This is a genomic window from Venatorbacter sp. C2-1 (assembly GCF_022832715.1).
Classification (GTDB): Bacteria; Pseudomonadota; Gammaproteobacteria; order Pseudomonadales; family Oceanobacteraceae; genus Venatoribacter; species Venatoribacter alkanivorans.
The window spans coordinates 1417668-1430809 of sequence record NZ_CP094879.1 but is presented as its reverse complement, the minus strand read 5'-3'; the positions used below and the strand labels follow the sequence as shown (position 1 = coordinate 1430809).

18 protein-coding genes are annotated in these 13142 nt (G+C 49.0%); 10 read left to right on the top strand and 8 right to left on the bottom strand.

The features are described 5' to 3' along the window. The first annotated feature begins 25 nt into the window (after window positions 1–25). The 7 genes from MT343_RS06470 to MT343_RS06440 all read left to right on the top strand — a co-directional run bounded on the left by MT343_RS06470 (window position 26) and on the right by MT343_RS06440 (window position 3492). Window positions 26–361, top strand: a complete 336-nt coding sequence (locus MT343_RS06470; protein WP_145469323.1) for a hypothetical protein — start codon at window positions 26–28, stop codon at window positions 359–361. Window positions 362–464: 103 nt separating this feature from the next. Then, window positions 465–1007, top strand: a complete 543-nt coding sequence (locus MT343_RS06465; protein WP_145469322.1) for a hypothetical protein — start codon at window positions 465–467, stop codon at window positions 1005–1007. A gap of 32 nt (window positions 1008–1039) precedes the next feature. Further along, entirely contained in the window at window positions 1040–1309 is a 270-nt protein-coding gene (locus MT343_RS06460) for a hypothetical protein (protein ID WP_145469321.1), read from the top strand. Window positions 1310–1403: 94 nt separating this feature from the next. After that, window positions 1404–1871 (top strand): hypothetical protein, encoded by a 468-nt coding sequence (locus MT343_RS06455; protein ID WP_145469320.1) that lies wholly within the window; start codon window positions 1404–1406, stop codon window positions 1869–1871. Window positions 1872–1941: 70 nt separating this feature from the next. Next, entirely contained in the window at window positions 1942–2598 is a 657-nt protein-coding gene (locus MT343_RS06450; protein ID WP_145469319.1) for a hypothetical protein, read from the top strand. Window positions 2599–2709: 111 nt separating this feature from the next. Further along, window positions 2710–3027, top strand: coding sequence for a hypothetical protein (locus MT343_RS06445; protein ID WP_145469318.1), 318 nt, complete (start codon window positions 2710–2712; stop codon window positions 3025–3027). 171 nt (window positions 3028–3198) lie between these two features. Then, window positions 3199–3492 carry a hypothetical protein gene (locus tag MT343_RS06440; protein ID WP_145469317.1) on the top strand — a complete coding sequence of 98 codons (294 nt, stop codon included), beginning with the start codon at window positions 3199–3201 and terminating at the stop codon, window positions 3490–3492. Window positions 3493–3518: 26 nt separating this feature from the next. Here the strand turns inward: MT343_RS06440 and MT343_RS06435 are convergent, their stop codons facing one another. Beyond that, window positions 3519–4016: a transcription elongation factor GreAB gene (locus MT343_RS06435; protein WP_145469316.1), complete on the bottom strand. Its 498-nt coding sequence runs from the start codon at window positions 4014–4016 to the stop codon at window positions 3519–3521. 123 nt (window positions 4017–4139) lie between these two features. Between MT343_RS06435 and MT343_RS06430 the strand changes: the two genes are divergently transcribed. Together MT343_RS06430 and MT343_RS06425 are read left to right on the top strand one after the other, a co-directional pair. Continuing rightward, window positions 4140–5108, top strand: a complete 969-nt coding sequence (locus tag MT343_RS06430) for a D-hexose-6-phosphate mutarotase (protein ID WP_145469315.1) — start codon at window positions 4140–4142, stop codon at window positions 5106–5108. A gap of 47 nt (window positions 5109–5155) precedes the next feature. Beyond that, window positions 5156–5623, top strand: a complete 468-nt coding sequence (locus MT343_RS06425; protein WP_145469314.1) for a hypothetical protein — start codon at window positions 5156–5158, stop codon at window positions 5621–5623. Window positions 5624–5630: 7 nt separating this feature from the next. On the opposite strand, the gene MT343_RS06420 is transcribed toward MT343_RS06425, so the two are convergent. The 3 genes from MT343_RS06420 to MT343_RS06410 form a co-directional block, all read right to left on the bottom strand. Beyond that, a complete protein-coding gene (locus tag MT343_RS06420; RefSeq protein WP_145469313.1) occupies window positions 5631–6053 on the bottom strand; it encodes a bacteriohemerythrin in 423 nt (140 codons plus the stop codon). A 98-nt stretch (window positions 6054–6151) separates the two neighbouring features. Then, window positions 6152–7087 (bottom strand): LysR family transcriptional regulator, encoded by a 936-nt coding sequence (locus MT343_RS06415; protein WP_145469312.1) that lies wholly within the window; start codon window positions 7085–7087, stop codon window positions 6152–6154. Window positions 7088–7196: 109 nt separating this feature from the next. After that, complete coding sequence (locus MT343_RS06410; protein WP_145469311.1) at window positions 7197–7772, bottom strand: phosphoribosyltransferase; 576 nt, start codon at window positions 7770–7772, stop codon at window positions 7197–7199. A 105-nt stretch (window positions 7773–7877) separates the two neighbouring features. On the opposite strand from MT343_RS06410, the gene MT343_RS06405 reads away from it, so the two are divergent. Further along, the gene (locus tag MT343_RS06405) at window positions 7878–8444 is read left to right on the top strand and encodes a phosphoribosyltransferase (RefSeq protein WP_145469310.1); all 567 of its coding nucleotides are present in this window, start codon (window positions 7878–7880) and stop codon (window positions 8442–8444) included. Between the two features lie 84 nt (window positions 8445–8528). On the opposite strand, the gene MT343_RS06400 is transcribed toward MT343_RS06405, so the two are convergent. From MT343_RS06400 to MT343_RS06385, 4 genes are all read right to left on the bottom strand, one after another. Continuing rightward, window positions 8529–9275 carry a substrate-binding periplasmic protein gene (locus tag MT343_RS06400; protein ID WP_145469309.1) on the bottom strand — a complete coding sequence of 249 codons (747 nt, stop codon included), beginning with the start codon at window positions 9273–9275 and terminating at the stop codon, window positions 8529–8531. A 10-nt stretch (window positions 9276–9285) separates the two neighbouring features. Next, window positions 9286–9981 (bottom strand): TorF family putative porin, encoded by a 696-nt coding sequence (locus MT343_RS06395; protein ID WP_186435930.1) that lies wholly within the window; start codon window positions 9979–9981, stop codon window positions 9286–9288. Between the two features lie 54 nt (window positions 9982–10035). Continuing rightward, entirely contained in the window at window positions 10036–11535 is a 1500-nt protein-coding gene (locus MT343_RS06390; protein ID WP_145469307.1) for a methyl-accepting chemotaxis protein, read from the bottom strand. Window positions 11536–11820: 285 nt separating this feature from the next. After that, window positions 11821–13119 carry a homoserine dehydrogenase gene (locus tag MT343_RS06385; protein WP_145469306.1) on the bottom strand — a complete coding sequence of 433 codons (1299 nt, stop codon included), beginning with the start codon at window positions 13117–13119 and terminating at the stop codon, window positions 11821–11823. Window positions 13120–13142 lie beyond the last annotated feature (23 nt).

The window sequence follows — 13142 nt, the reverse complement described above, 5'->3', positions numbered from 1 at the left end:
CCAGGCGTTATGTTTCTGAGGAATTATGAAGCTGCCAGAACGGTTAAGAAGCCTCTCAATATTGGATGCTGAAATAACACTACCTTATCCAGAAGTTCTGGAAGCGATAGAGATACTCAGATTGGAAAATATCGGGCTTCTCGGCTGGGAGCTTATCTTGAAAGGAAAAGATGGTCGAATATCACACCCAACGACAGTCGTTGGATATTCAACGTCTTTTGAAGATGATGAGTCGTACGATGATTTTGTAGAACGGTCTACTTGGAATTCTAAGACCACTATTGAAAACTTCTATAAGAATGAAGCTGAGAACCACTCAAATATTGAGCTTTATTTTTGTATAACTGAAAACGAAACATAACAAAAGGCTGAAGGTACTGGACGGCGCGGAGCGCCGCCCCTTAGCCTAGGCGTTAACTATACGGAGCTAATAGCTTCAACCCAGCATCCAAAAAGAAGAATTTATGTCAAATTTAAAGTTTGTAACTCTATTTCCTTTTTTCGGGGTACCAGTCAGAATGCATTGGAGCTTAAGTCTTATCTTGGTGCTGGGCCTTTTAGGCTCCACGAGAGATATTTCCATTCTTGTTGGCGCGGCATCGTTTTGGGGTATCTTGGTTGTACATGAGTTTGGTCATATGTTTGTCGCTCAAAGGCTTGGCCTAGATGTATACTCAATTGACTTATACCCATTCCACGGGTTGTGTCATTTTGAACTGTCATCCGACAACTACCCAAATTACTTGGTGAGCTGGGGAGGCATCGCAGCACAGAGCTTACTGTTTATTCCTGCATTGCTAATTCTAACCTTCTTCCACAAGGGCATGCCCTGGTATCTTGTAACTCCGCTATTGTTCTTTGGTCCCATAAGTGCTTGTATAGCTCTAATTAACTTAGCTCCAGCAAGAGGCTTAGACGGAGGAATCTGCTGGAAGGCTCTACCAATATTTTTCAAACGCAGAAGGGGCAAGAGCAAGAAGAAAGGAAAGTTAAAATCGGTGAAATAGTTAACAAAGCGATGCAATAAAAGGAACTTAACATGTACTTTATTTACCTCTCAGCCAACTTCTGGATTTTTAGTATGTTGGCATTGATTCCGTATATCGGTATTACTATTTTCACGGGGCCAATAGAATCGAATAATCTTTTCATGCAAATTACTGGTTTTTGTTTTCTGGGGATATTTGGTTGGCTCTCACATGCTTCGGCAATTCATCAGTGTGAAGAAGATATTGATATTATCCAGGGTATAAAAATGGGCTTTCAAGACTCTATAATGTATATCAAACTTTTTCTAAACCTGGGTTGAAATTGCACAACAAAGCCAGCCAATTCGCCAGCAAGCTGGCTGGACTCGTTTCACTCACCATTGCTGGCAGGCGTTATGTGAGCAAGAGGTAGTCATGTCCATACATCAATTTGATATTTTTGCAGACTATTTTCAGCTTTATCTCATGGACGATGGAGCCGATGATGATACGTCTCAAATATGGACTGATGAAGCGCTGGATCTAAAATTGGCAGTAGCCAAGAATACAGTTGCTGTCGGCACTTATCGAAATGTTGACGTTAAATTTGAACTGGAAGTATTAGAAAGTGAGCCTCAAGTCGATTTGAATGAATGGGATCATGCTTCTTTGGGTTTCGTCAGCTTTCCTTCAGGTAGATTCGCCGTTTTTGGTTGTACTGATTACTTGCCGGAGGCAAAGCGTATAGAGTTACCCAAAGGCAATTATGCGTTGTTGTCTTTGGCAAAGGGGCTCGACTCAATTACGGTGGAGTGGGAACCAGCTGATGATTTATACAAGGTAATATTGTGGCCGTCCGATTCAAAAGATTGTAAGTCACTTAAGTGCTATGAAATCACATAACAAACGGCTACACCGGAAATTTATCCGGTGCAGCCGGGCGTTATGTTTCTTGATGGATCTGGGTGAGAAAATGAATAAAGTAACATTAGTCATTCTTATTATTCTGCTACAAGCTTGTCAGAATGAGGGGAAACAGAATAGCGAGAACATGGAGAAGGAAATAAGGGCCACGATAAATTTCACTGAGCTTCCCAGCTCATTCACGTACAACCTAGATGGGGCTCCAAACGGTGGAGCGGAATATCAATGGGAAATACTGTTTGATATAAATAACGATGGTGCTATAAGTGAAGGTGATATATCTTTTCGAATTGACCTAACTGCATCGGATAATACTGGACAAACTACTATAAGTCGAGACAACTTGACCGCATATATATGGGTGTATGGGGACGGCGTTTCTTACGTGTCAGTCCGAGACGTAGAGATTGAGTATTTATCTACAGACACATCTTTTACGTTTATTGCGAATTCAGGGAAGCATGAAGGTATATCTTCTATTAGTAATGGAACTCAAATGTATGTAAATACAATATATCGTGATCGGGATAGTGGTGTTTACTATTATGACTATTACCCGGAGAGAGAGGTATATTCAGAGGGTATTGATACTAGCTACATTGAAGATGGTATTAAAGACTTCGAAAATAACCTGGGTCCAGTTAATGATAAAAACTACCCATTCATTGATATAGAAAGGATTTCTGTTGTAGTAAACGAAACATAACAATAGCGATTGAGAGGGACTTGCTTTCCGCGGTGTTCGTTTGTGCTTTACGCTAAGCTAGCACAAGCCTCACCCGCTACGGCAAGCCCCTCACCACTAGCGTTAACACACATGGGTATTTCCGGTATTCGCTCAAAAGAAGTTAAACTCCTTACAGCACTGATGATGTGTTCCTCATCTGTACACGCAACGAGTCAGTGTCCGCCAGAATTCGGCCAGAAAGATCCGCTTATCGATACGCTTGGCTGGTTTATTGTTGCCGCAGGTATCATCGTTGGCGCACTGCTTTTCACTTACATCATCCGACGCTCACGCAGCACAGGCTGGCTCTCGCGCACTATCGTTATCATCGCCGGATTTTCTGGAATGATACTTGTGTGGGTCGGCGGATTTGCCCTGGCGTTTGTAAATTTTTTCTTTAAATGCTAAGACCAAATTCTGGCAACTCACTCAAGCTTTAGAGCACCATTACATTCAGAAACTTTAGTATTATCCTTCCGCTCTGAAAAACACTAACTAAGAACCAGAACAATGCCCAGCAACTGAAAAGAAAAGACCAATACAAGCCTGAATCAATTAATCTCTTCCGCCAGCTATGCCATGCCACTAAAAGAATTTATATCCGCCATACTGATCTTCGCTTACATATTATCGGCGTTATTTATTACTGCTACTATTTCCCGGCTCGCAGGCATTGCTCTGCTGCTTCCTGTTTTTGGAGCTGCGCTGTTTTTAGCCTTCCGTGAGTATCGGGACGAAAATTTCGATTTTGAAGGTGGTACGGAGCATGCTACAAAAGAAAACACGATAAATAAGCGCCTTCATTTTCTTGTTCGGGTTATTTGGGTTGTTATTCTTTTCGCGGTGGTTATCGGCGCAATGTTGTACCTATAGCACTGTTTTTTATGCCCGCCCTGCTCTTACCAGACCCCGCCGATTTCCCAGCGCTCCTTCCCCATAACCACTTCGTCGCCAATACTCAAACGCATCAGTGTTTGCGCCAGCGGTGCCTGGGTACTTAGCACGGCGATAGTGCGTCCTTCTGTCACAAGCTGGCGGCCGCCAACCGGCGCTATCCACAACCAGCGCTGATTTTGCTGCGCACTTTTGCTCTGAGTATCCAGTAATTGAATCAATGCGCCGGAGGCGATGGAGTCGTCTTCACTGAAGTCCTGCACCGGCCATTGGCCGATAAGGATGCGGGTTTCCTGCAGTTCGCGGATACGCTCCGACTGGCCGTGGGCCAGATAGGCGGCTTCCAGCGCCAGAGTGTCGTACTGATTTTCCGGTTTGTTACCTTCGTGGGAGGCGGTTTCCTGCGCCTGGCGGGCGGCATTGAGTGCGGCAGCAATTTCGCCGTCAAGGGCGGCCAGCAAGGCTTCTTTCAGGGCGCTTTTGGCAAACGGAACTGTGTTCAAATGGATAACCGAAAAATAAAGAATTATGCGATTATAGGCCTATTCATCGTTTATATTAATGCTTTGTCTGTGCCCTGAGTTCAGGGCTGCGTCTCAGCGAATACCTAAGGAATAGCGCTAACCATGCCGTCTCTGTCCTCTCACCCGGTTACCACTGCTGCCTCTGCAGCCTCTGTTTCCTCCGCGGCCTCACGGTTACTGGCTCACAGCCCTTTTGTTAAAGCGGTGCAGCGTGATGAGCTGACCTGTCTGGAAATCCGCCATCCGCAGTTCAGCGCCGATCTGTTATTACAGGGTGCGCAGTTAATTCATTACGCGCCTGAAGGTGAGAACAACTGGCTGTGGCTGAGCGAGCAGGCGGAATACAAACAGGGCCAATCGCTGCGCGGCGGCATTCCGCTTTGCTGGCCGTGGTTTGGCAGTGCGGCGATGAATCCGGCGGCGGTAAAAGCCACCATTACTAATCCGGAGCAGGCACCGGCCCATGGTTTTGCCCGTGCACGGCAATGGCAGCTGAGCGATTTGTACGAGGCCTGCGACCGGGTAGAGATTACGCTAACATTAAATGATCACCAGCATCCACAATGGGCGGCGCAGCTGAGCGCTGAGGCGCAGTTTATTTTCCGCGCCGACAGTCTGGCGGTTAATTTAATCAGCCAGAATAACGGAACCGAACCGGTATGTTTCAGCCAGGCGTTGCATACCTATTTCCCCACCGACGATGTACGTGCCACTCAGGTATTGGGCTTTGAAGGTGAGCGTTATATCGAAACCTTAGAAGGCTGGTGCGAGAAAACTCAGCAGGGGCCGGTACGTTTTAACGGTGAAACCGACCGTATTTACGATGCCACGCGTCCCTTACGTTTAATCAGCCCGCAACAGCGTTTATTACTGCAATCCTCTGGCAGCGCCAGTGCCGTGGTATGGAACCCGCATATTGAAAAAAGCCTGCGTCTGAGCCAGTTTGCAGCGGATGCCTGGATGCGGATGTTTTGTGTTGAAACCGCCAATGCCTTTGCCGATGTAATTACCCTCGCGGCAGGCGAAAAGCATTGCCTGGGACTGCAATTAAGCTCGCTCGGCCAGGGTTAAGCCCGCTGGATTAAAACGGCATTCTGCCAACATTAACAAGGAGGTTTATGGTGTCTTACGAATTAACCGTCAGCGCCCCACGTCAGGTACGGATGTTACAAATGTTGCTGTTTTACAGCATCGCTTTCCTCGTTGCCTGGCTGGTCAGCAGCGATCAGCCACCGGCCGTTCTCTGGCCGGTTACTGCGCTGGCTCTGCCATTACTGTTGTGGTTGCAGTGGTGGGAACATAAACGCCATCATCAGCAGCAACGGGTTAAAACTCTGCTGCGCTATGACGATGGGCAACTGTTTATTGCCCCGCATGCTAACCACCCAGCACTGACACTGGCCGCTGCTGATATCCGTAAGGTATTTATCGGTCCCGGCTATATTGCCGTAGAAGGAGACTACCCCATTGCCCGCTCGCTAAATCTGCCTATGCAGGCCGATACCCGGGAACGGGATAAAGCGATAGAAGATATTATTGCCGCGTTATTGCAGGATAATCCGGCGCTGGCGGTTATTCGTGAATAATCGCCTATTAATGCGCCCGTTTTTGATCCTGCTTTTGTTCCTGCTGCACTAAAAACTGCGATAGCGCCCGGTCGTAATCGTTCATATGCCGGCCAAACCAGTCTGGAATTACATCCATTAAAAATTCGAGCACACCGGTCATATCGCCACTGCTTTCATAGCCTGCCAGGGCGTCGGCAAACTGCTGCAATATACGCTGGTGTTCATGGCGGTGGGATGCAAGGGCGGGAAAGCGCAGGTATTCCATATCACGCTCTTCCTGTGCAAAGTGCTGCTGACAATGCTCATACACGCGGCGTAAATACGGCAGCCCTGCGCGCCCCATCAGCAACGCCTGTTCGGCCTCGTTCAGCAGGTTGGCAAATTCTTCGTGTTCACGGTTCATTTGCGCTAACGCCAGCGGGCGGTAATCGCGGAATTCGATGGTCATGACAGCAGATCCGCAGCAACAATCAGTAATGGCAGTCTAACCCGCCACTACTGATTACGATGTTGATTATCGTCAAGCGAAGGCCGATCGAACGGCAATCAGCAGTACTGCGCCACATCGACAATAGTGCGACGCAACCAGCGATGTGCCTGATGGTGCTGCAACAGCGGCGACCAGGCCATTTTCAGCTCGAACGGCGGGATTTTGAACGGCGGCTCTTTCACCACCAGCGAGGCCGATTCGGCCTGCATATCGGCCACTTTACGCGGCAATGTCGCCACCAGATCGTTATTCAGCGCCAGCAACGCCGGCATCTGATAATGGCGGGTAAACACCGAAATTTTGCGTTTATGACCCAGCTTCGACAGGGCGTTATCCACCCAGCCCAGACGAATCACCTTCTCCGGGTCGATACCCACACCAGCACCCATACCGGTTTTGCTTACCCAGATATGCTTGGAAGCCAGATAGGCATTGAGATCAAAATTGAGAATCCCCGGATGATCGGGGTTAATCAGACAGACAAAGTCGTCCTGCCAAAGAGTCATCTGGTGGAAAGACTGCGGCATCTCGTCAAAGCGGTTAATGGCCATATCGACCTTACCGGCTTCTACGTCTTTAAAGGTCACATCCGAGGGGGTCAGTACGTCGAGGATAATATCCGGTGCTTCGGTACGCAGGCGCTTAACCAGCTCCGGCACCAGCGTGGATTCGGCGTAGTCGCTGACCATAATGCGGAACACGCGATGGCTGCTCAGGGCATCAAACTCTTCCAGTGGCTGTAACGCCATCTCCAGTTCGCCCAGCGCCTTACGGATCACCGGCTGCAGCTCCTGTGCCCGTTCAGTCGGTGTCATACCGTCTGAGGTGCGTACCAGCAGCGGGTCACCAAACAGTTCGCGCAGCCGGCGCAGGCCATTACTCATCGCCGGCTGGGTAATACCCAATTGCTGTGCCGCTTTGGTAACGCTGCCTTCGCGCAGCAGGACATCGAGGTAGACCAGCAGGTTAAGATCGATACGATCGAGGTTCACAGACATCACCCTTCAGTGTTGAAGGGCGCATTGTCGCAGGAATTCCGGCATTCACCAAGACTATACAACTGCCTTGGTGCATAACTTTTATTAATACTGAGTATAAGCCTTAGTGGTCTGCCTTACGCAGGAATGACTCAACCCAGGGTTTATTGGCAGCGATTTCTTCCTCAGTCAGGCCTTTCAGCTCATACGGAAACACCAGCCAGTCGTCGGTTTCACGCAGACAGAAATCAGGCTTGAAATCGACCCGGTTATACGCCGGACGCTGCCACAGCGTCGCAACCTTAACCTGGCTGGGCATATTACGCTTGAGCTTGCCCTGCAGGCGGTTGATCACCGCGCTGATGTTGTAGCCGGTGCTGAATACATCATCGACAATCAGCAGGCCATCATCAACATTGAGGTTTTCCACCAGATACTGAGTGCCGTGTACGCGAATATCTTCCGGTGACTGCACCATGCTCTGATAGGCCGGCAGGCCACGATACGAGGTGCGCAGCGCGATATGGTCGGTTTTCACGCCCAGCGTCTGCAGACATTCCTGCACATAGATGCCCACCGAGCTGCCACCACGCCAGAGACCAACGATAAAGGTCGGGCGGAAACCGCTCTCAAAAATCTGCACGCCGAGGCGGAACGCATCCTGAATGACCGTTTCTTCGTCCAAAAATCGTTTCTGCATGAGGTACTCTTATGTGACAGGCATAGGAACAGAGCGTTATGATAGCACCTGACCAATTGGTCAGGTAAAGAGTTGTTTCGAAACACGACGGGAGCCGGAATCATTATGAGTGCCAAATTGTACCTAACCGCCCAGGGATTGCTGGAAGATTCTTATCATCTTGCGGCCAAGGTGCTCGACAGCGGCTTCCGCCCGACCTTTATGATTGCCGTATGGCGCGGCGGCGCACCGATTGGCATTGCGGTGCAGGAATACCTCGATTACCACGGCGTAGAGACCGACAACATTGCCATCCGCACCTCGTCCTATCAGGGCATCGACCAGCAGGCCAAAGAAGTCAAAGTGCATGGCCTCAACTATCTGGTGAAGAACGTTAAGCACAGCGACAGCCTGCTGATTGTTGATGATGTATTCGACAGCGGCCGTTCCATCGAAGCCATTATTAACGAGCTGAGCCGCCGCGCACGCCTGAATACCCCACACGATATCCGCGTTGCCGTACCCTACTATAAGCCGCACCGCAACCAGACCGACCGTGTACCGGATTACTATATCCACGAAACCAGCGCCTGGCTGAAGTATCCACACTCGCTGGAAGGCCTGAGCAACGAAGAAATCGCTCAGGGCCGTCCGGAGCTGTACGAGATTATCAAAGATCACCTGCCAGCCTGAGTAAGCAGACCGAGTCTGTATCAATAAAAACGGGCCTTAATCAGGCCCGTTTTTATTGAAAGAAACACTCATTGTATGAACGATTTATTTTAAACCGGCCAGATAATCTGCCTGAATTTTTGCAGCATCGATCTTTTTCAGACCTTCATTAAAAATATCGGCGATTGCTTGCTGGTTCTTCTTAAAACAGATAAAGAGTTTTTTATCTTCCAGAAGCTTGTCATTGAAACTGATTTTATCCTTCAGCTTGATAAGATCAGGGTCGGTCTTAACACTGTATTCCAGCACGTTTTTATCAATCACAGCGAGATCGATACGGCTGAAGGCTGCTTTCTGAATATTGCTTTTATCGCTGATCACTTCGCTGACTTTCAGCTGACCCGCCGCCACCATGGCATCAAAATCGGCCGTGTTTACATAGTCTTTCACCACGCCAACCTGATATTTTTTCAAATCATCCAGCGATGACCATGCAACCGGCTTACCCGCTGGCTGCACGAAGCCCAACGGACCACTCCCCATGCTGTCTGAGAAGATAAACTCAGCTGCAATATCTTCACTGTAATATTCCGGAAAGTATCCGGCGTATTTACTGCTCTCATCTTTCGCCAGATGAACTGCCCGGCTCCATGGGTAAAACTCAACCACTAATGTGTAGCCCATGGCAGAGAAAGCAGCTTTGGCCACCGCCACACTGGCCCCCTGCTCTGCCATTTGTGGGTCAGAATACGGCGGCCAACTGAGCGAGGTCAGATAAACAAACTTATTTTCAGCCTGTGCCGGAAAAATCCCGCCAATCAGCAATAAAACAGCGCATAAAATATGACGCATAATATTTCCCTCACATCAGTTTAAAGCTTCGTTTAACCGACAGCACAACAGTACTGTTACCATTATCGTTAAAGTCATCGTCAATCGTGGTGGTCATTACAGTCGCTTTGATATCAAAGCCGTGGAACATACGGCTGATAGCCGCCTCAGCATATTGGTAGGATGCTTCGTTTTTATCCCAGGCCAAAATATCTTTATCACCGGATACACTGTGCGCGGCAGCAAATGCCAGCGTGTAATCGCCAAGCGGCATACTGTGTGTCAGTTTAAAAATATTATGGTCGGTATCCAGGCCAAAATATTCCGGAGCGTGATACCAGTAGAGCGTGGTGTTGGCATTAAAGTACAGTCCGAGATAATACTCGCCATAATCATGATCGTCCGAATCACTGGCGCCGTGGTAAGTATATTGGGCATAACCAATATCAAAACCAAAGGCCGGATTTATATCACGGTAATAGCCCAGATAATAATCCCACTCCAGATTGGTATCATCTTTACCACCGAAATCGACATTACTGGCCCAGGTACCAGCGTATATGCCACTGTCGTGGCTGTAATCTAATGCTCCCTGCAGTGCGGGGCCTTTATCCGTTTGTGATACACCGTTAAAACGGTAATCGGAAACCACTTCCAGATCAGCCGTAACTCCGGCAAAAGCAGTCATAGGAGCTACAGCAAAGACTAACAACATATGCTTTTTCATAGTCTTTCTCCACCAGTAGTCAGAGTCATACATTACCGCTGTCTGCGGCAATTTCTAAAAACGGAATTTGTGCATAAGGAACGTCAGCGCTTCCGCCTGTTTCTGTGCTTCAACACTTGAGCGCGCGGTATTGCCGATCATTTCGTTGGCGGCATCAACGCTTTCTTTAATATGTACCAGATTTTTGTTCAGCTCTTCAATCACATGACTTTGTTCACCCGATGCCTGAGCAATTTCGGCATTCATATGGCTGATCTGCATCATCATACTGACAACGCCAGCAATCGATTCCCCGACTTTTTCAATCTGCTCCACGCTGTTGGCCGTATATTCCGTGCTCTTGTGCATCACTTCAACAGCCTGACTTGTCGAAGACTGCAGACGCCCGATCATCTGGTTAATTTCATTGGTTGAATCACGGGTGCGCTGGGCCAGCGTACGTACTTCATCGGCAACCACAGCAAAACCACGCCCCTGTTCGCCGGCACGTGCCGCTTCAATAGCCGCGTTCAGCGCCAGTAAATTGGTTTGTTCCGCAATCCCCTGAATCACATCCGACACCGCACCAATATTAACACCTTCACTTTCCAGATTGCGGATCACCTCGCCTACATGCTGAATTTCACCGGATAAATTACGGATAACATCGGCTGCTGTTTTTACAGTATCCTGGCCATGACTGGCTTCCACATTTGCTTTAGCGGCATATTCCGAGGCTTTTCTGGCGTTATCAGCAACATTTTGTGTGGTCGATGCCAACTCGGTGCTGGCAGTAGCGACCATATCCACTTCATGCTTCTGCACATCAAAGCCCTGACGGATATTGCTGATATCCTGCTGACTGGAATTGGCCAGTAATTTCAGTTCTTCTGACGAATGATTAACCTGACCAATCATATTCGCCAGCCCGGCCAGAAGCTGATTAACCTGTTCTGCCAGTGCTGCAATCTCATCACCACGACTGGTATCAAGACGCTTGCTTAAATCACCACCACCAGCTGCAAGTTCTGCCACTGCCGCAGTAATTGCAGAAATTTTATTAACCACAGAGTGCGATACCAGAAAGGTAATGAGACTGACCAGAATAATATCCAGCAGAATCATTTCGATAATCACCGAGTGTATTGCCTGATTCAGCTCTTTGCGCATCACCGAATCGTTCATACGCAGAACAAGGTGACCAACACTTTTTTGATTGTCATTATCGTTGAAGAATAATTCAGTCCGGGTTTCCAGAGCATCATTGCCGCTATCGGTTTTGTCTTTTGCCCGCATGACCGGATCACCTTCCGGCAGCTCTACCGTCAGGCTATTGATACTCTCTGCTTCCAGTTCTGCTTCGAGGGTTTTTTCTATACTGGCGGTATCAAAATTCCAGATAAAATTCGGCAGGCTCAGACTTAGGCGAGTGGTAACCAGGTGTGCCTGTGCCTGCAGCTGTTGTTTAAGCGCCAGAGCTTTACTTTCGTAATTGTAAAAACCCATCATCAGCAGCAAAGCTGTGACAGTAACAACCACATAGACCGCCATCCGGGATTTGATACTGGTAAGCATAATTTCCTCCTGATATCAGTAAACGATAGTACAGAGAAAAATCATGACCAGAGCATTGAATAAAAAAGCTCAGAATGTCCTGAAATTCAGTTTCACAGTGCAAGGTTATCCGCTGTGCAAGGTTATCCGCTGTGCAAGGCATAACACTGCGATTTATTACACAAACACCCATCATCCGGTTAAATGTTTGTTACATAAAACCTGGCACCCGGACAGGAGCATCCGTCAGGCATAAAAAAACGGAGCCGAAGCTCCGTTTTTTATATCTCAGCTGTCAGGCAAACCTCAGTTGAGGTGCTCCACACGAATGCGGGTCACATTACCCACCGTGCTGGACAGTGCTTCGATAGCAGCAATGGCTTCGTTCATCTGTTTTTCCACCACAACGTGGGTCAGCAGGATGATCTGCGCCAGCGCTTCGCCGTCTTTTGGCTCTTTCTGGATGATGGCTTCGATATTGATGCCACGCTCGCTCAGAATGCTGGCAACAGCGGCCAGTACACCGGTTTTGTCTTCTGCCTGAATGCGCAGGTAGTAAGCGGTTTCCACTTCTTCCATCGGCAGTACCGCCACGTCTTCAATATCGTTGAAGGCGAGGTGATTGACGCTGGCTTCTGCCGGCGCATCAAAGGTACGGGCGAGGTCGATAATGTCGGCCACTACTGCAGAAGCGGTCGGACCAGCACCGGCACCGGCACCAACATACAGCGTGTTACCAACGGCATCACCGTTGACCATCACGGCATTCAGCACGCCATCAACAGTCGCAATAGGACGTGCAACCGGAATCATGGTCGGATGTACGCGCAGGTCGATACCTTTGTCGGTACGGCGGCTGACGCCCAGGTGCTTGATGCGGTAACCCAGCTCTTCGGCGTACTCAACGTCATCCGGAGTCACCTTGCTGATACCTTCGGTATAGCAACGGGCAAACTGCAGCGGAATACCGTAAGCAATCGACGACAGAATGGTCAGCTTGTGTGCCGCGTCGATACCTTCAACGTCGAAGGTCGGGTCCGCTTCGGCATAACCCAGCGCCTGAGCTTCAGCCAGTACATCGGCGAAGTCACGGCCTTTGTCGCGCATTTCGGTCAGGATAAAGTTACCGGTACCGTTAATGATGCCCGCCAGCCAGTTGATACGGTTGGCCGCCAGACCTTCACGGATAGCCTTAATGATCGGGATGCCGCCGGCAACCGCCGCTTCGTACATCACGCTCACGCCTTTGGCTTCCGCCGCGGCGAAGATTTCGTCACCGTGTACCGCAATCAGTGCTTTGTTGGCGGTAACCACGTGTTTGCCGTTGGCAATCGCGCCCAGCACCACGTCTTTGGCGATGGTGTAACCACCGATCAGTTCAACAACAACATCAATCTCCGGGTTGTTGATAACGTCGTTCACGTCGGCGGTAACCGCAACAGCGCCGGTGTCCACATCCGGGTTCGGATGACGGGTGGCCACCTGCGCGATAATAATTTCACGACCCGCCCGGCGCGCGATGTCTTGTGCATTACGGGTCAGCACATTAAAAGTGCCGCCGCCAACTGTACCTAAACCACAGATACCTACTTTTACCGGTTTCAAGGTCGTTTCTCCTTAAGATATAG